The 19,649-nt window shown below is 45.2% G+C and carries 15 protein-coding genes; 2 read left to right on the top strand and 13 right to left on the bottom strand.

Translation table 11 applies throughout. The features are described from left to right. Positions 1-28: 28 nt before the first annotated feature. Positions 29-1,732, bottom strand: a complete 1,704-nt coding sequence (locus ACFQ21_RS18115; RefSeq protein WP_377580737.1) for a GAF domain-containing protein — start codon at positions 1,730-1,732, stop codon at positions 29-31. Between the two features lie 70 nt (positions 1,733-1,802). Between ACFQ21_RS18115 and ACFQ21_RS18110 the strand changes: the two genes are divergently transcribed. Then, a complete protein-coding gene (locus ACFQ21_RS18110; RefSeq protein ID WP_377580735.1) occupies positions 1,803-1,937 on the top strand; it encodes a hypothetical protein in 135 nt (44 codons plus the stop codon). A gap of 265 nt (positions 1,938-2,202) precedes the next feature. On the opposite strand, the gene bla is transcribed toward ACFQ21_RS18110, so the two are convergent. The 6 genes from bla to ACFQ21_RS18080 all read right to left on the bottom strand — a co-directional run bounded on the left by bla (position 2,203) and on the right by ACFQ21_RS18080 (position 10,743). Then, positions 2,203-3,102 (bottom strand): class A beta-lactamase, subclass A2, encoded by a 900-nt coding sequence (bla, locus tag ACFQ21_RS18105; RefSeq protein WP_377580733.1) that lies wholly within the window; start codon positions 3,100-3,102, stop codon positions 2,203-2,205. Positions 3,103-3,212: 110 nt separating this feature from the next. After that, positions 3,213-3,608 carry a hypothetical protein gene (locus ACFQ21_RS18100; RefSeq protein ID WP_377580731.1) on the bottom strand — a complete coding sequence of 132 codons (396 nt, stop codon included), beginning with the start codon at positions 3,606-3,608 and terminating at the stop codon, positions 3,213-3,215. Between the two features lie 330 nt (positions 3,609-3,938). Then, entirely contained in the window at positions 3,939-5,393 is a 1,455-nt protein-coding gene (locus tag ACFQ21_RS18095; protein WP_377580729.1) for a SusD/RagB family nutrient-binding outer membrane lipoprotein, read from the bottom strand. A gap of 19 nt (positions 5,394-5,412) precedes the next feature. Next, entirely contained in the window at positions 5,413-8,622 is a 3,210-nt protein-coding gene (locus ACFQ21_RS18090) for a SusC/RagA family TonB-linked outer membrane protein (protein WP_377580727.1), read from the bottom strand. Positions 8,623-8,834: 212 nt separating this feature from the next. Next, positions 8,835-9,728, bottom strand: coding sequence for an NAD(P)-dependent oxidoreductase (locus ACFQ21_RS18085; protein WP_377580725.1), 894 nt, complete (start codon positions 9,726-9,728; stop codon positions 8,835-8,837). A gap of 34 nt (positions 9,729-9,762) precedes the next feature. Beyond that, positions 9,763-10,743, bottom strand: coding sequence for an aldo/keto reductase (locus ACFQ21_RS18080; protein WP_377580723.1), 981 nt, complete (start codon positions 10,741-10,743; stop codon positions 9,763-9,765). A gap of 304 nt (positions 10,744-11,047) precedes the next feature. On the opposite strand from ACFQ21_RS18080, the gene ACFQ21_RS18075 reads away from it, so the two are divergent. Next, positions 11,048-11,581, top strand: a complete 534-nt coding sequence (locus tag ACFQ21_RS18075; RefSeq protein WP_377580721.1) for a hypothetical protein — start codon at positions 11,048-11,050, stop codon at positions 11,579-11,581. A gap of 205 nt (positions 11,582-11,786) precedes the next feature. Here the strand turns inward: ACFQ21_RS18075 and ACFQ21_RS18070 are convergent, their stop codons facing one another. From ACFQ21_RS18070 to ACFQ21_RS18045, 6 genes are all read right to left on the bottom strand, one after another. After that, on the bottom strand, positions 11,787-12,755 hold the full coding sequence (locus tag ACFQ21_RS18070; RefSeq protein ID WP_377580719.1) for a helix-turn-helix transcriptional regulator: 969 nt from the start codon (positions 12,753-12,755) through the stop codon (positions 11,787-11,789). Between the two features lie 248 nt (positions 12,756-13,003). Then, the gene (locus tag ACFQ21_RS18065) at positions 13,004-14,677 is read right to left on the bottom strand and encodes a sodium/sugar symporter (protein ID WP_377580717.1); all 1,674 of its coding nucleotides are present in this window, start codon (positions 14,675-14,677) and stop codon (positions 13,004-13,006) included. Between the two features lie 224 nt (positions 14,678-14,901). Then, the gene (locus ACFQ21_RS18060; RefSeq protein ID WP_377580715.1) at positions 14,902-16,071 is read right to left on the bottom strand and encodes an aldose epimerase family protein; all 1,170 of its coding nucleotides are present in this window, start codon (positions 16,069-16,071) and stop codon (positions 14,902-14,904) included. A 4-nt stretch (positions 16,072-16,075) separates the two neighbouring features. Continuing rightward, complete coding sequence (locus ACFQ21_RS18055; protein ID WP_377580713.1) at positions 16,076-17,146, bottom strand: UDP-glucose--hexose-1-phosphate uridylyltransferase; 1,071 nt, start codon at positions 17,144-17,146, stop codon at positions 16,076-16,078. 64 nt (positions 17,147-17,210) lie between these two features. After that, entirely contained in the window at positions 17,211-18,242 is a 1,032-nt protein-coding gene (gene galE / locus ACFQ21_RS18050; RefSeq protein WP_377580711.1) for a UDP-glucose 4-epimerase GalE, read from the bottom strand. Between the two features lie 3 nt (positions 18,243-18,245). Continuing rightward, positions 18,246-19,430 (bottom strand): galactokinase, encoded by a 1,185-nt coding sequence (locus ACFQ21_RS18045; protein WP_377580709.1) that lies wholly within the window; start codon positions 19,428-19,430, stop codon positions 18,246-18,248. Between the last annotated feature and the right edge of the window lie 219 nt (positions 19,431-19,649).

The following is a 19,649-nucleotide window of genomic DNA, read 5'->3' as shown; positions in this document are numbered from 1 at the left end:
ATCGTTAACAAAATTTATATCACAGGCATCACGCTAACGGAGACCGGTCAATATATACTGTAGATGATCGTTCGCCTTGTTTGCGTAAAGCATGCTCCATCATATCTTTCAATTCCAGTTCTTCGGTCTGCTCCTCTTTCCTTTCCAGGGCTCGCGTGTGCGATTTCAGGTCTTCTCTCAGCTTGCTGATCTGCAAAGTATATTCGCGTTCCTTGCGAATCATTTCCTCTTGCGTAGCCTGCATCTCCTCCATGCTCTGGCGCATTTCTTCTTCCTGGGCATGCAACATTTCGGCCTGCTCCTGTGACTGATACAGCAATCGTCTTGTACGGTCTGCGGTTTGTACATTGGCCAGCGTGGATGCTATATTTTCTGCTATCTTCTCAAGGAAGTTCAACACATGCTTCTCCATGTATTCAAAGGATGCGATCTCGATCAAGCCGTAAATAACATCGTTGGACTTCAGCGGCAGTATCACCAGATTACGCGGAATGGCAGCACCTAACCCCGAAGTAATTTTAATATAGTCGCTCGGAAGATCTTTCATATATAGCATCGAGCCTTCCAGCCATGCCTGCCCCGCAAGGCCATCACCTTTCATAATTTCATTTTCGCGGAATCGCTTTTTGTCCCAGGCATACGCAGCCTTCAACACCAGCACTTCATTTTCTTCGCGGTCTTCACGTTCCTCTATTGTATAAAAGAAAGCCTGGTTGGCATGCAGGTATTTCACCAGATAGGACAATACATGTTCTGCAAAACTTTCAATGTTAGATGATTCTTTCCGGCTGATATCAACATAGCCTGCCATACCATTCAGCACCCAGTTGCGTTTTTCATCTTCTACGGCAACACGCTTCAGGTTGTCACGCATATCGAGAAGCGATCGGCCGAGCTGGTCGTATTCGCTTAATGCTTTATACTCTGCATTCAGATTTCCTTTGCCCACTTCCATAGCGAACTGCACCGTTTTGTTAACAGAGTCGAGGTAATTGTTAAGCGACTTCAGCATCTCTCCTACTTCATCGTCACCGGTATTGTCATTCCGCTCTGGTAATTTTCCAATGCTTACCTGTGAAAGCGTATCACGCGCCTGGTTAATGCGTCTGGCAATACGATTGGAAATTAGTATACTGATCGCGATCGATCCTATAATGGACAAGAGTGATATTATGGATATACCTGAAAGCGATTCCTTCGCAGTAGCGTTGCCTTCTTCTTCCAGCGCTGCATAGCTTTGCTGAATATTTTCATTTACAATATTCATGGGAAGCACCAGCCCGCTATAGAGTTCCTGGAAATCAGCGATCATAATAAACGACTCGGCATCACCATCCATCTCTTTGGCAAAAAGTCCGGTAGAGAACACGGCATATTCTTTTGATCGCGCATATATATTCCGGACAAGCGAGTCTGTCTCATTCACTTTTACGAGTTGCTCAATGTTGGATATAAAAGCATTGATCTGAGTTTTAAATTCCTGCTTTACATCTTTAACTTCATTTTCATTGGAGCGATCAACCGAAAAGCCCCGGTATATCAACCCCCGTATATTATCGCGCATATTCTGCGCCACGAGCAGATAATTAAGCTGTCGCGCCTTGTAACTGAAATTATCCTGTGCACGGTTCAGGTTGATGATACCGTAGTAGCTGATACACAACACCAGTATAATTAATACGGAGTTAACACCGATCAAAGAAAGGATTTGCTGTCGGATGGTAAATTTCATATATAGTATAGAATGGTTAGAACAACTCAACGGGGGAAACTACACTAACAAACAAGGCTTAGCGAATAGAATGAAGTACAAGTACGGTGTCAGTACCAGTGACAACCACGCACAGAAGCATATATCATTCACACATCGATTATCATTCAGCAAACGTACCAACAGCTCAGTAAAACAATTCCTTGCTGATATAGAAGTAAAATAAAAGAATATCGCACATATAAAAATCAGCAACTACCTGATTTTGGCATCAGACATGTCCTATTTATTCGCGTTCAAACTTGAAAGCCACTAGCTTCCAGCTGCTAGTAAGTACATCTTTCATTATAAAGATTAACACTAACAGGGTCGAACCGTGAAGATCGTGACACTAAAAATATATCAGTCATACAAAGACCAACGTTGCCGAAGGAAAATCTTCTGGCTACTAGTAGCTAACAGCTGCCAAAAGTATAGCGATTAGGGCCACCTCAACGACTACCACTATAGTAGTCGTAACACGTTTTGGCTATTCGTGCGATGGTGTCTTCGGCTTTCTTTTCGTCTTTTAGCATGGAGACGTATACAACGAGGGCTATATGACTGCCATTGGGTAGTGTTATGATACCGACATCATTAATGGCACCGACCACTCCTTCGGCATTCGGGCCATCGGTGCCAGTCTTGTGGGCTACGACTGTACCGGCAGGTAAAAGTCCTTTTAAGCGATGCATGCCGGTTGGGGTTTCTACCATCCATTTCCACAAGAGTTCGTTGTTTACTTTGGACAACGCTTTCTGTTTATAGAATATATCCAGCAGTTGTACCATGGCGATTGGTTCGCACCAGTTGGTGAATTGTACGTTCCAGTCGCGGTGCATTTCTTCTTCAGTGGCAACGATGGCTATATTTTTAACACCGAGTCCGTGTATATAGCGCTCTATACTTTTTGGGCCGCCCAGCATTCTGAACAACATGTCGCAGGTGTTGTTGTCACTTAGTGATACGGTGTTCATAACCAGTTCGCTTAGCGGCACATCTGCATTTCCCTGCGGATATTTTTTTGCCATGGGACTCCACGTGTTCGGGAGCATGTCTTCTTTACGAATATGTATTTTTTGATCGAGCGATAGTTTCCCTTTGTCCACTTCGCTTAATACGGCCATGGCAAGCGGAAATTTGTAAACACTCTGCATCGGGAAGTGTTGTTTACCGTGTATGCTCAATGTATCGCGATTCTCCAGGTGAAGCAACGCTATGCCTACCCGCGCATCGGCAGATTTAATGATCTGTTCGAGATCAGCACGAAGTGACTTGTTCTGGGCGGCAACCTGTAGCGAAAATGAGATTAAAAAAATACCGGAAAAGATAAAGCAGTGGAGGGTTCGCATGTATAGTTTGGGTTAAAAGATTTGGTATTGCAAGTTCTTAAAATATACCACACCTCAAAACCCAAACGACACAATTTGAATGTACTTCGTCCGAGTGACAGATATACCAGTTATACCTGCTGCGACACAAGCCATGCCAGGGCTTGATCTGCATCGTTGAAATGCTTCATGAGTAAATTGCTCTGCGGATAGTTGTGGGCTTCCTGCATGGACATCTTACCAAATGTGTCATCGGGTACAACGAAAGCAGCTATCAGCATTCCATCCTTAATTACCTGCGGAAACCATACTTCCTTGATATAATCCTGCCCTCCATCCGGGTATACACTGATCTCACGCAGGTTTACCAGGCACTTTTTGATTTTGTAATGGCGGATCATCTCAAACTCATACGCGATTACCTCTACCAGTTCATCGTAATTGATAAACCCTTTAAACGTTACTTGCAAACATGCAGCCTCTGCGTTGTGAACGGCTGTCACGTAGCTTCTGATAAAATCAACCATATAATTTTTGCTTTAGTTACATTAACAGGTCTGTACGGCAAGAGAATTACAGACGAAGCCAGGAATCCCTGCCAACAAACTCACTACATCTTTCAGGACACAACATTACCAGACAGAGGATCCGAAAAATTACTTTACACGGGATTAACGTCATAAAATTGACGATGAATTCATCCAAAGTAAATCCCTGTGATGCGGTAATTTATCGCAAACATCTATACCTGTTTTATCTCCAAGGCAGCAGCGCACACGTTTTTTTCAAATAAAAAAAGGCTGGCCGTATTACTGAGGCCAGCCTTTCATGCTTAGTTTATAAATAACTGAAAGATTTTATTTATCCCACCATACTTTTATATCGTGGGTATCGCCACCAATCCGGGCTACTGCGGCATCATAGTTTGTCTTGTTAAGATTGTTCTCCGAGTTCGGGTAGCCATACCGTACCGGTATCTGCTTGCTTTCACTTACGGCATATGGAGTTGGTACCAATGCTGGGTACTCTGTTCTACGCCATTCGGCCCACGCCTCTAAACCATTCGGGAAGAGTGCAAGCCAGCGTTGTGTACCGATACGTTCCAGCGTTTCATCCGTGTCAGAAGAGGCGATTGAAATTTCCGTGTTTGATATATAGGCCTGGTACGTTGCATCACTATATACTTCCCACTGTTCGAAGGAAGCTTTGATCGCATCGTTATACAGCGATGACGCATCGCCTGATATCCAATTGTTTGCAACAGCTTCTGCTTCTGCCAGTAACATCTGTGATGCGGTAATAACGTATCCCGGAAATGTTTTGGCTAGCATCTTAGCACTGGGACGTGAATAGTCGCTGGCCGCGGTCCAGTTGATCAAAGAATCGCGGGTAAGTCCGTACGGTAAACCTATATATTCACCGTCTGACGTCTCGGCTGCAAAGCCGCTGATGCGCGGATCATCCAGCGCTTTCAACTGATCGATCAGTACATTGCTGACACCATAGTCATCGCGTCCGTCAAAGTTAGCACTCCACGGATTTCTGAAATTGTTATCATTCAGAAATACATATACAGCATTATCGGCATTTGTTCGGATATGTCCGGCAGCATCATTGTACGCTGCTACAAATTCCGTTTGAGCCGTCTCAGGTGCTACTTTTGATAGTCGTAATGCGATTAACATCCGAAGTGAGTTGGCAAACATTTTCCAGCGACTTGCATCTCCGCCAAAGAGAATATCACCCTGCACGGCTTTACCATCGTCAAACTGCGCGCTGGCTTCCTTCAGTTCTTTAAAGAAATCGGTATATATACTCTCCTGTGTATCGTATACCGGCTGCAGATTTTTTACCAACGCCTGTGAATAGGGAATATCACCCCACTGGTCGGTTACCAGTCTGTAATAATATACTTTCAGAATGCGAGCTACTGCGATCTGGTTGTTGTTGGAACCATATTGAGCCATGGTAGCTTTTGTTGTCTCATCGGTATTATACTGGATGATCGTTTGCAGGTTCTCCAATGGACCGAGATAGTAATCACTCCACGATGCCGATGTGGTAGAATATAGCGATGCTTCCGGATACTGACTCTGCGACAGGTATTGAACAAACAACGTTGACTCTGACTGGTATGCTCCTATACTACTGGCTACATCGGTCAGTGCGCTTGTTAATAACGCTGCTGTAACGGGAGTAGTACTGGCGTTGGGATTGATATTCGTATCGCCAAAATCACTGCAACTGGTAGCTATCATTACGAGTACTACGGCCTGCACGACTTTCTCTATATTGATTCGTATATATTTCATGATTCAATTTCTTTACGTACTAAAAAGATGCTTTAAGACCTAAACCTATTGAACGGGTTCCCGGCTGCTGACCACTTTCTGTAAATCGCTGCGAAAGTTCAGACACATCGAAGTTCCGGTTAGCCAGGTATATCAACCACGGGTTTCGTGCTACCAACGAGACACTCAGACTTTGTACAATGCTCTTGTTCTTCAACGGGATGTTATAGCCCAGACTTATTTCACGAAGCTTCACATACGATGCATCAAACAAAGAATTGTTTACGATCGAGTTATTACCAAACTGGTGGTAGTAATCATACGCACTTACATATTTATCTACCGGATTACCATTCTCGTCTACACCTTTTACATGTACGCCTCCTCCGTTGGCTACATCATCGCGTACGTTCATGCCTTTGTCGTTGGTGGCCGCTGTTTCAGAGTACAGACCAGAGTATTCACCCCAGAAATTGGACAGCGAGAAATATTTACCACCCTTTTGAAAATCAATCGATATATTCAACTGGAAATTTTTATAGGTAAGACTGTTGAATATACCACCGGTAAAATCAGGAAGTGCTGATCCGAAGTATACGTTCTCATCGTATGCATACGTACCATCTTCATTCAATACGGGCTGGCCATCTTTATAGCGGATACCGTTACCGCGAAGCTGTCCCCATGCATTGCTTCCCCCATCTGCATTTGTTTTATTGTATACGCGTATATAGCCAAAGTCGTCAGCGTTATTAAAGCCGCTGCTCTCCGCCTCTATAGCATTTACTCCATCGGTTAACTTGATAACGCGCGATCTGTTGCGTGCAGCGTTGAAGGTTACATCCCATGTAAAGTTGTCGGTTCGTATAGGAACCACATTCAATTGCAACTCGATACCACTGCGTTCAACTTGACCGGCATTAATTACATTGGAAGCATAACCACTGGTGCTGGATACACTTACAGTAATAATCTCGTTCTTTCTTATTTCTTTATAGTACGTAGCGCTCAGCCCCACACGGTTATCAAAAAACTTCAGGTCAAAGCCACCTTCATACGATGTTGACTTGGCTGGTATTATAGCCGGGTTTGTTAATACGTCTGATACACCGGTGAGTATATTTCCACTGTACTGGGCCGTATTTACACCATAGGTTTGTACGAGTCTATAGGGATCGAGGTCTGATCCGATCTGCGCCCAGTTGGCACGTAACTTCCCCAGTGAAAGTATAGATTGACCGGTAAGCAGTTCACTGAAGATAAACGATGTTCCGACTGACGGATAAAAGTACGAGTTGTTATTGGCTGGCAATGCCGAGCTCCAGTCGTTACGGGCTGTGAGGTCCACATACAGGAGATCTTTATACCCGAACGATGTGCGTGCATATACACTGCGTACAATTTTGAGCGATCGGAAGTTTGAATAACTGGGAGTACCCTTCGAGTTTGAGATGGTAAACAGATCAGGCACTACCAACCCCGTGGTAGTTGACATCAGCGCTTCGTTATAGGTATTTCTGCGGATGTTACCGCCTATATTTGCGCTTATGTCCCAATCCTTAAATTGATTCTGATAGGTAACAACGCCTTCGTAGTTCTCTTCAAGTGTTTCCGTCAAACCGGTTGCATATCCTGCCTTGGTACTGGTTTGGCGTCCGCTCAACTCCAGTATGGTAGGAACTTTATATTCATAGTGTGTATGCAACTGATCTCTGCGTGCAAAGCCCTGAACTTTCAAATGGTCGTTGATCTTATACGTCAGGTTCAAATCACCGAATAGCTGATCCTTCACATTATCGTTACTCACCTTGTCTAGGTAAGAATAGAAATTATACCAGTAATTACCCTTATTGAAACCTGCATCGCTATAGTCTGTAGTGGCTGTAGGATTGGTGTGGTTCCAGCTCGCCAGTGCACCGGTAGGCGTTCTGAAGTCGCGCAGCTCACGTAGTATACTCATATCGAGGTCGCGGTGAAACCATTGCTGAAAGGATCCGGCCCCGCCATAGTTTCCATAACCATCGTTAAAGCTGCCTTTCAGATCTTCGTGCGAGTAGTTAAGGTTTAATCCCACTACAAAATGTTTACCCAGATCTACCGAGCTGTTTACCGATAAATATCTGCGCGTTAGCGATGAGTTCGGAATGATACCCGTACGGTGAAGATCGGTATAGGAAAGGTTAACATTATAGCCATCGCCCGCTTTGGACAACGCAACGTTGTTGTTGAGCGTTACACCGGTCTCATAAAAATCCCTGACGTTGTTTTTCTGCGGAGTAAATTTAGCCGTCTTGAACGAATACTTTGACCCGGGATACCAGGCATACCACGGTATATATTCGGAGCCATCCATCTTGGGTCCCCAGGATGCATCGTCTGCATAATCCGGATATTGCTTGCCATCGAACACAGCCCAGTCTGCAGGATGTACACCAGGTTTATACTCAAACGTGAGGAAATCAGAGCTGCCTCCTCCTCCGTATACATTCTGATACTTCGGCAGTATATTTACTTTCTCGAACGTTGTTGTACTTCCGATGCTTACCCCTATACCATTTGATTTCTTACCCTTCTTGCTGGTGATCATCACGACTCCCCCATCACCACGCTGACCGTAGAGCGCTGTAGCATTAGGGCCTTTCAGTATAGAAATTGATTCAACATTATCCATGTTGATCAGGCTGGGATCGATCGCTGTACCATCCAGTACATATAGCGGTCCGCGATCGCTTAACGAAGCGGCACCGCGAATGCGGATGGCTGCGGTTGAACCCAACTTGGAACCGGCCTGACCCGCCACTTGTACACCGGCAAATTTACCCGCCAGTGTATTGTTAAGATCAGTATCGCGCGTTACACGAAGTTTATCGCCCCCTACCTGTTGTGTAGCATAGGTCAGTGTTTTCTGATCGCGCTCGATGCCCAATGCTGTAACCACGACTTCAGTAAGTTGCTTCGCATCGTGATTCATCTTTACATCTACCACCGTATTACTGCCCACAGCAATTTCCTGTGTCTGCAAACCTATAAAGGTGAATACAAGTGTACTTCCTTCCGGCACTGATAGCGCAAAGTTACCATCGGCATCGGTAGCTGTTCCGAGCATGGTTCCTTTCACAATAACATTTACTCCCGGCAAAGGAGAATTATCCTCTGCTGCAGTCACCTTACCGGAAACCGTTTTTCCCTGCGCAAAAATGTCCAGACTTGCCCCGAGCAGGACAAGAAGAAACAGTAGAGACTTCTTCATATTTTAATGTTTAGGATGAAGCATTAAAATTGATGAAGCAATCGTCAAGGATAAATCGCGCTACTGTGGTAATTTAAAAATCAATATATACCCTCTTTAAGCTGAGGCATTCAATGCAAACGTTCCTTTTTCATTGAATGGTGAAACGTATACCTATATCATTCCGGCATTATTAGCACGGGGATTAATCCCTGTGCTAATAATATTAAATATTAATGAACGGGATTTGCCTCCACCTGCTCGCGTAAATGCGAAACCAGCATTGGTAAATCTTTCTTACCGCCACCGGCAGCAATCATACTTTCAAAATGCGTGCGTATCAATTCTGCCAACGGTAAAGATGCGCCTGCTGCTGCTGCAGTCTCCTGTGCAAGACGAAGATCTTTGTTGGCAAGCTGTATAGCAAAACCATTCGGATTGTCTTCTTCTTTTGCCACCAGCGCACCGTATATCTTGAACACCGGAGCTCCGTAAATGGTATTGAGCATGGTATCGAGGAGTATATTTTTATCGATGCCGGTCTTCTCGGCCATCAGCATTACTTCGCTGAGTAATTCCACCGTGGTAAAGATCATGAAGTTCATGATCACTTTTACCGTATGGGCAATGGAAGCATCACGGCCAAAATCGAATGTACGTTGACTAACCGCTTCCAGTACAGGCTTAACTTTTTCTTTCGCAGATTCATCTCCGGAAAGAAGTATAAATAACTGTCTCGCTGCTGCTGCGGGCGGGCGGCCCATCACTGGTGATGCCAGATATATAGCACCGCGCTGTGCATGTTTCTCCGCCAGCTGCTGTGAAGTTTCTGCCTTGATGGTGCTCATCGACAGATGTATACTTCCGTTCTTCAATGCCGGTAGTATCTCTTCTGTTACCTGGTTCAATGCTGTATCATCGCTTAACATTGTCACAATGATGTCGGCTGATTTCACGGCATCAGCGATGGTGGAGACAGCCTCTCCTCCCAATTCAACAAGGTCTTTTATTTTCTCAGGCGATCGGTTATATAGTTTAACCTTAAAACCTTTATCGCTGGTGATAATATTCTTTGCAATCGGGTAGCCCATGTTGCCGAGTCCGATGCATGCTACGGTTGTGCTCATGCTTTAAAAAAATTAAAAGATTTAAAATATATAGTTAGCGATTCACGAGTTTCAACGATCCTTCGCTATACCGGTTGCCTACGTTGGGATATTCATCTACCAATCCTTCCAGTGTTTCTATATCAGACGGAGTTAACACAACCTCGGTTGCCTTTGCATTTTCTTCAAGATACTTTCTCTTCTTCGTTCCGGGGATTGGTACAATATCATCTCCTTTCGCCAGCACCCACGCGAGAGCAAGTTGTGCCGGAGTACATTGCTTATCGGCAGCTATAGCGGAAAAACGATCCGCGAGTTTTTGATTGTTGTCCCAATGCTGCTCGTCAAAGCGAGGCAATGATCTGCGGAAATCTGTTGACGACAATGAATCTTTATCCACTGTATTCGTCATGAGTCCGCGGGCCAGCGGACTATACGGCACCAAGGTTATACCCAACTCGCGACACACCGGAAGATTTTCTTTTTCAACATCGCGTGTCAACAGCGAATATTCACTTTGCAATGCTGCTATGGGATGTACCGCATTGGCCTTGCGTATCGATGCAGCCGATGCTTCTGACAAACCGAGGTAACGAACTTTACCTTCCTTTACCAGTTCAGCCATCGCTCCTACCATTTCTTCTACCGGTATAGATGCATCAATACGATGTGCATAGTACAGATCGATCACATCAATCTTCAATCGCTTCAAGCTTCCTTCAATAGCCGAACGCATATGTGCAGGCGATCCGTCAAAATATGTAGAGCGATCTTCACGCATGCGGAATCCGAATTTCGTAGCAATAAATACTTTATCACGATTCGGCACCAGTACCTGCGAGATCAGTTCTTCATTGGTATAGGGACCATATATATCAGCCGTGTCCCAGAAATTTATACCGAGGTCGAGTGCACGATGTAGTGTTGCGATAGACTCCTTGTCATCAGTCGAGCCGTATGCAAAGCTCATCCCCATACAACCGAGTCCTATAGCCGAAAGTTTTTCGTTTGTCTTGCCTAATTTTCTGTACTTCATACAAATTGGTTTTAACGTTTAACATTCACCGGAACTGGTGATAAAAAATCTGTTCCTCTATAACGCTCTGCAGAACAGCGTTGAATAGAAATCAATGGAATCAGCCCCGGTACAAATGTATCGCATCCTACTGCGCGTGCGATTACGATATTCAAACTATTCACTATAAAATTCAAACAGCCCCGGTGTGTTGAGGTGTTGATGTGTTCGGTGTTGATGTTGGGGATTTTACTGTGGGTTAGAACTTTTTGTAGGGTTACTTCATCTGTATTCAATATCTTTAGGTGCTAAAATAATTACACATTTGAAACGATTGGTTATTGGTATGGCGCTGGGGTTGCTGTTGATAGCGCCTGCGTGTGTAGCACAAAAACAACTTGTCTTGCTAAAGGGAGAGAAAGTGCTGCTCCGGCTTTATATCGGTGATGAGATTCTTTTCAAAGTAAAGGGAAGCGATACGCGCAGGCGGAGCTATGTAAGTAATGTATATGACACGGCTGTGCTGGCACATACCGAGGTAGTGCCGTTTCATTCTATTGAACGTATATATTTCGAACAACGGAATTTCCGAAATGTAGTCGGGGGTTTGCTGGTGATTGGAGGTGTCGGGTATTTCCTGGTGGACCAGCTAAATGTTTCTGTAATACAGGGTGATCCGTCACTGAACCAGGATGTAACAAGGGCATCGATCGCGATGGCAGCCGTTGGTTTACCGATGATGTTGATTCATAAGAAGTCTCAACGCATTGGTGGTCGTTACCGATTAATATTGGCGGAAGAAGGCTCGCCCTTCTATAGAGAAGATATACGAAGGATGAATATAATTTTGGAGAACTGAGCCCGTCATTTCGAGTGTGCTGCTTTTGCTATAAAATGCGCTTATGCCGCGGGAAACCCCAAGGCCACTCTTATCGTCAAAGTGATGCACCGTTGATGCTACTAGAAAAAACATCCTCATAACTCGTAACGTTGCTTCGAATTCGGGGCCTCTCGCGGAGAGCGTGAAGATATGTACATAGCATAGCGAGGTGACGGTATAGCAGCTACATACTCTCTGTAACCTTTGAATAATGCATATATAGCTCCTCCGCGAGTTCCTGTGCTACGGTCTTGACTTCTTCGGGAGATTCTATCTCTACGGTATTACCTTGCTGGAACACGCCTTTGCAGAAGTGTCGGAGGTTGCCTACCAGGAATGTCATGCGTACTTTGTCGCCCAGGTCTTCTTCTGTTACCAAACCATGGTAGTGTTTCGCGTACGACATATAGCCGGTTACAGGTTTATCCAACAGTAGTTTTACTTCCTGCATGTCGTGGTTCGAGTGCCTGAGACTTTGCAGGTACTCTTGCAAGGTATAACGGTTCCGATCATCGAATGATGCACCGGTGTTCTTCAGACTCATGATGCGATCGGTTCTGAAATCGCGATAGCCGTTTCGTAATGTACACCACGCAATGAGGTGCCACGCGAAGCTATAGTAAAACAATCCGATGGGTTCAATGATGCGTTCGCTTACTTCACCGAGATTGTTTTTATAGTCAATACGCAGTGCGTGCTTGGTTACAATCGCCTTCTGAATATCGGTCATGAAGTTATCCGGAAAATCATCGTGCGTAGTCTGTGACGATTTATATACCTGTATATAGGTCTGCAAATTCTCCAGGTGATCTTTCTCGTTATCATTCAATACCGCCTTGATCTTCATCAGTGCGGACTCAAAGGTCTTCTGAATCGACTTATCGGTCATGCGCTCCACAAGTTTGGAGGCTACCAGCATGGCGCTTGCTTCTTCCTGTGTAAACATCACCGGTGGGAGATGAAAACCATCTACGATGAAATATCCTTTGCCTGCTTCTGAACCGATCGGTACTCCTGCTTCCATGAGCGCCTTTACATCGCGGTATACAGTGCGCAGACTGATCTCGAATCGCTCAGCCATTTCTTCTGCCTTTACTACGCGTTTGGTTTGAAGGTGGATGAGTATAGCGGTGAGGCGGTCGATGCGGTTCATAGGGTGAAGATACGGATTTGGGCGATAATCGTTATCGGTTAATCGTTATTCGTTATCGCAGGGTTGCGCTTCACGGTGAAATTAAAATCCATTGCACGAAGGCACAAAGAATACGCAGAGGTACACAAAGAAAAAGGTCTGACACTTGCGTATCAGACCCTTGTCATTTATCTAAATGTTGTTTGACTGTTGTCGGTTATCCGTCTAACGATTAACGGATAACGATTAACGGCTCCACAACGATACGGCTACCAGAAGATCGTATACAGCATAGCCAATATACCCAGCACGATCAATGCACCTACGGCAAATGCACCTTTAGGTTTGAACATGTTGGCATCTACTTCGAGACCTTTCGGGTTCTTCTTGCTGTTAGGATCCATTACAGTTAATATCACCATTACCAGTACGCAGATGATGAACACGAAGCCCATACGATCGAGGAATGGAATTTCATACAAACCTGTTTCTTTGTTCAGTGCAGAGAAGCCCATACCGCTGAGCGAAGACAGGTCCGTCATCTTCGGTAAGAACTTCAACAGGATTGACAGCGGGAAGGTGATCAACGCTGCAGCCATAGCAGCAGCAGAGTTGGTGCGCTTCCAGAAAAAGCCTAAAATAAATATAGCGAAGATACCAGGCGACACGAAGCCGGTATATTCCTGTATATACTGGAAACCACCTTTCTTATCGATACCAAGGAATGGCGATATAATGATCGCAATCACCATCGACACCACAACCGCTACGCGACCGATATATACCAGTTGTTTTTCAGAAGCGTTGGTGTTGAAGAATTTCTTATAGATATCCAGCGTAAAGATCGTTGATATACTGTTGGCTTTACCGGCAAGTGATGCTACGATAGCAGCCGTAAGCGCTGCGAAGGCAAGTCCTTTCAATCCTACCGGGAGCAGGTTCAACAATACAGGATAAGCGCGGTCAGGATTCAGCTCACCATTGGCAAGCATGTCCTGCTGGAACATACCATCCTGGTACAACACATACGCTGCTATACCCGGAAGTACAACGATGATCGGCATCAACAACTTCAGGAACGCTGCGAACAATATACCGTTGCGCGCTGTAGGAAGATCAGCACCGAGTGCACGTTGCGTGATATACTGGTTACATCCCCAATAGTTCAGGTTCACAATCCACATACCACCAATGAGAATGGTAAGTCCGGGGAGATCGAGGTAATTAGGATTACTCTTGTCGAACACCATGTGAAAGTGATCATCTGCTTTCGACATCATCAGGTTGAAGCCCTCTCCTACACCGGCTGTGTTGAAGTGTTGTGATACGAGATCCATCGCCAGGTATGTTGTGGCAAGACCACCGAGTATCAGGAAGAACACCTGGATAACATCGGTATATCCGATCACTTTCATACCGCCCAGCGTGATGAAGATTGCAAACACCGCGAGACCAATCATACACGTCCAGAAAGGTATACCAGACACCGTTGTAACGGCCAGTGCACCGAGGTATAGTATTGAGGTAAGGTTTACCACTACGTATAACAGCAACCAGAAGATTGCCATGATGGTACTTACCGTTGGACCATAACGCTGCGTAAGGAACTGCGGCATGGTATAGATCTTATTCTTAAGGTAGATCGGCATGAAGAAGATCGCTACGATCATGAGTGTAGCGGCTGCCATCCACTCGTAGGTTGCAATCGCGAGGCCCATCTTGAAGCCTGAACCTGACATACCGATGAATTGCTCGGCAGAAATGTTAGAAGCGATGAGCGATGCACCGATAGCCCACCATGTGAGCGATCCTTCCGCGAGGAAGAAATCTTTCGAGTCAGTTGACTGTTTTTTCTTTCGGTGGTAAATCCAGTAGCCATAGCCGGCCACGATGACGAAGTAAATCAGGAAGACTACGTAGTCAACAGCTTGTAATTGTCGCATGGTTCAGGTTTGATTCGGTTTGGTTTTGCAAATAATTAATAGGTAAAGTCACAACTTCACACGTTCGTTCAATCGATAAAAATGAATGTTCTTTTTGAAACGACAAAATATTTCTTTGTCGTATTCCACTTCTTGCAAATTTTTTAATGTATGGTCAAAAAAAAGAAGCTGTTTCCAAAGTATATCTCAGAAACAGCTTCTTCTGGTATGCTATACACAATCAACTACTTGGTCGTGAATTTATAGGTAGTCTGCGTTGAATACGTCTCCCCCGGGTTCAACACCACGCTTGGGAACTCCGGTTTATTGGGTGAATCCGGGAAATGTTCTGTTTCGAGGCAAAGTCCGTAACGATGCTTGTACACCACACCACCTTTGCCAGTAAGCGAGCCGTCCAGGAAGTTTCCACTGTAGAACTGAATACCCGGTTCGGTAGTATATACTTCCATATAGCGGCCTGACACGGGCTCATAAACACTCGCAGCGAGCTTCACGCTGTCTTTCGATGAAAGCACCCAGCAGTGATCATACCCTCCGCCCAATTGTATCTGCTGATCTTTATCGTTGATGCGCGCACCAATCGCGGCAGCATTTCTGAAATCAAACGGAGTGTTGGTAACATCTTTCAGTTCACCGGTAGGGATCAACACTTTATCAACCGGCACAAGTTTATCAGACTGCAGTACCAGTTGATGATCGAGTATATCACGCTTTACATTACCAGTCAAATTGAAGTACGAATGCTGTGTAACATTCACGATCGTCTTCTTGTCTGTGGTTGCTTTGTAATCGATCTTCCACTCGTTGTTGTCAGTAAGAGTATATATGGCTTCAACGCTCAGGTTACCCGGATAGCCTTCTTCCATATCTTTACTCTGATAGGTAAGTTTTAGCGCTACACCTTCGGATGCAGGAACTTCTTCTATATTCCAGAATACTTTGTCGAATCCTTTTAAACCACCGTGCAGGTGCTGTCCGTTGTTGTTCTGTGCTAAAGTATATTCTTTACCATCAAGCTTGAATTTACCTTTACCGATACGGTTTCCGTAGCGACCTACAATGGCTCCGAAGTATGGTGCCGGTGTAAGGTAGCCCTGAAGCGAATCGAACCCGAGTACGATGTCTTCAAGTACTCCGTTTTTATCCGGAGTTTTGAGTGATGTAACGATGGCTCCGTAGTTGATCACCTGCAGTTCTACACCGTTTTTATTTTTCAAGGTATATACGCTCACTTCCTGCCCGTCAGGCAATTTTCCGAAAGGAGCTTTTGTAACAGACGCTTTTGCAACGGCTACTGTATCCGCAGCAGGCTGTTGTGTTTCTTCTTCTTTTTTCTTGCAGGCTTGTGACATAATTACACTTACGAATAAGATATAAACAATAAGCTTTCGCATAAACTTAGGGGTTTGGTATTTCAGAAACTACTCGATTTTTGAAATGAATATCGGAAAGCGAACGCAGACGGTCCGCGCTGAATTCAGGTGTAATATCGCGTTGTGGATTAGCCAGCATCTCATACCCTACCATAAATTTCTTCACGGTAGCTGAACGCAGCAACGGTGGATAGAACACCATGTGCCAGTGCCACTCGGCATGCGCTTCACCATCGCTTGGTGCCTGGTGTATACCAGCTGAATACGGGAAAGATACTTCGAAAAGATTATCATAGCGCGCAGCCATTCTGCGATAGGCATCCGCGAAAGCATTACGCTCAACATCCGTCATTTCGGTGATGCGCGCCATCGGTCGCTTGGGAATGATCATGGTTTCGAAAGGCCATGTTGCCCAGAACGGTACTACTACGGCAAAGTGATCGTTCTCAAACACAATGCGCTCCTGGTGTTTTTGTTCAAGCTTCCAGTAATCCGAAAGTAACGTAGCACCTTTACGATTGAAGTAATCTAACTGGTGTTGTTGCTTCTTTGCAGGCTCTACGGGAACGGATTGCTGTGCCCAGATCTGTCCGTGCGGATGCGGGTTGGAGCAACCCATCACTGCACCTTTGTTCTCGAATATCTGTATATACTGTATGTTCTTATTCTTGCCGAGCTCGGTATATTCGTTTACCCACAGGTCTACAACGCTACGGATACCCGCCACATCCATCTCGGCAACGGTAAGATCATGACGCGGTGAGAAACAGATCACGCGGCATATACCGGCTTCGCTTTTGGCGATGAGCAGATCGCTGTCGCGGAACTCCCCTGCCGGTACATCATCTACCAGCGCTGCAAAGTCGTTGGTGAACGCATAGGTAGAAGTATATTTCGGATTTACTTCTCCATTGGCGCGCACATTCCCCGGACATAAGTAACAGGTAGGATCGAATGACAATAAAGTTTGTGCACCGGTTTTCTCAACCTGTCCCTGCCACGGGCGCTTGGAGCGGTGTGGTGATACCTGTATCCACTCTCCGGTGAGCGGGTTATATCGTCTGTGGGAGTGATCTTTTAAATCGAACTGCGTCATATATATACTTCAGAAATCCATTACACCAAGGGCACGAAGGAGGCACAAAGTGTCATTGCGTAAATTATACTTTTTTGGTAGCAAGTTGTTGTTGCCATTTCCAGGCAGAGCGCATCATTTCTTCTACGCCTAACTTGGTTTCCCAGCCTAATTCTTTATTCGCCAAGGTTGTATCGGCATATATCTTTTCAACATCGCCTGCTCTGCGGTCTACAACTTTATAGTTCAGCTTCAGGTTGTTTACTTTTTCAAATACCTGTATCAGTTGCAATACCGTTAAACCTTTGCCGGTGCCGAGGTTGAAGAACTCGTAGTTGTTCTTTTGCTTTTTGTCGATCAGTCTCTTCAAGGCAATCACGTGAGCAACAGCAAGGTCTACCACGTGTATATAGTCGCGCATAGCCGAACCATCCGGTGTGCTATAGTCATTGCCAAACACCATGAGTTGCTGGCGTATACCAGCTGCTGTTTGTGTGATGAACGGAACGAGGTTGGCAGGTACTCCATTCGGCAATTCTCCGATCAAGGCAGAGTCATGCGCCCCTACCGGGTTGAAGTAACGCAAGGATATAGCCTGTATATCTTTGTTTACTTTACAGGTATCGCGAAGGATCTCCTCGCCTATCTGCTTGGTATTTCCATAAGGAGATTCAGCGGGTTTGAACGGTGTTGCTTCGGTTACCGGCAGTTTATCCGGCTGGCCGTATACTGTACATGACGATGAGAATACGATGTTTGAAATGTTATACTTCTTCATCGCTTCGAGTAACAGCACAAGCGAGAGTACATTGTTCTTATAGTAGAGCAACGGTTTCTCTACCGATTCTCCTACAGCCTTGCTTGCTGCAAAGTGAATGATCGAATCAATGTCACGATGTTTTTCGAAGAAAGCGGTAAGCTTGTCTTCTTCACAAAGATTGAATTGTACAAACTCAGGGCGCACTCCGGATATCTTTTCGATACCGTTCAATACTTCTGCCTGTGAGTTGGAAAGGTCATCGATGATAATAACTTCAAAACCTTCCTTGATGAGTTCTACTGCGGTGTGAGAGCCAATGTAGCCGGTTCCACCGGTCACTAATACTTTTTTTTTCATGCCCTAATGTAAAGTAATTTTCTCGATTGACTTACTCACGCTGGTACCATCTTTTATATTCACGATATAGGTTTCCATGGCAATGCCGAATCGCTCGGCATACGCCTGCTTAACCGCGGCCAGAAACGTACCTACATCTTCCTTCTTCACCAGGTTGATGGTACAGCCACCAAACCCTCCGCCCATAACACGAGCACCCCATACGCCCGAAGAGGCTTTTGCCTGATCTACCAGGAAGTCAAGCTCGGGACAGCTTACTTCATATAGCCTGGACAAACCTTCGTGTGTCTCAAACATTTTCTTACCAAAAGCTTTCAGGTCATGACGCTCGAGGTCCTGACTCGCTTCCTGCACGCGTGCAATCTCCTGCACTACGTAAAGGCAACGATCGAATACTTTACCTTTCAGTTCATCCTGATGTTTACGCACCATCGCTTCGGTTACATCACGAAGGCTGTTGATAGAAGGATAATATTTCTTGAGAATAGCAACTCCCTGCTCACATTCATTTCTGCGTGTGTTATACTCAGAGTCTACCAGCGAGTGCTTTACTTTGGAGTCGCACAATACAATGGTAAAGTCTTTCAGTTCGAGCGGTGAGTAGCGATACTCCAGCGAGCGGCAGTCGAGTAAGATCACGTTGTTCTCAGAGCCCATCATGCTGGCAAACTGATCCATGATGCCACACTTCACGCCAACGAAGTTGTGCTCCGACCACTGTGCTATTTTTATAAGTTCAATCTTGTCAATGTTATGATTGTTCAGTACACTGAGTGCATACGCAAAACCACATTCAACAGAAGCAGAAGAAGAGAGCCCCGCGCCCATCGGTATATTTCCACCGAATACACATTTGAAAGGTTTCAGACTATATCCTTTATCAACAAACTGGCGGATAACACCGAGCAGGTAATTAGCCCATGCCGGAGCCTGTGTGCGCTGCGGATTTTTTAAATCAACGGTATAGTATTCGTCATACTTGACAGAGTATATTTCTGTTTTCTGATCAGGTGAAGCTGCTATAGCAAAAACCGTTTCGCGGTCAATCGCTGCGGGCATTACGAACCCGTCATTATAGTCAGTGTGCTCACCAATGAGATTAATTCGGCCCGGTGAGCGAACGAGCATCGGCTCGTCATGATACAATTCTCTGTACTTGCTCAGTACATCCTGCGCGGTCAGTTCCACTATTTAAAATAAGTTTAGGTGTCCTCTATAAAATAGTAACCGGAGATCAAACTCCTTTCGATCTCCGGTACTTAACCAATCAATTAACCCAAAATGTTAATGACGATACGAAGTACACGAATCGTGTTGACATTAGGAATAAAAGCGCTGTTTCCAGCGTGAAATAACGATTCCGGTAACGTTCTTAAGTGGCAGAAGTCCGAAAGTCGGGAAGTCCGG

The sequence above is a fragment of the Ohtaekwangia kribbensis genome (assembly GCF_042676245.1).
In the GTDB taxonomy this organism is placed as follows: Bacteria; Bacteroidota; Bacteroidia; order Cytophagales; family Cyclobacteriaceae; genus Ohtaekwangia; species Ohtaekwangia kribbensis.
This window is presented reverse-complemented; position numbering and strand designations above follow the sequence as displayed.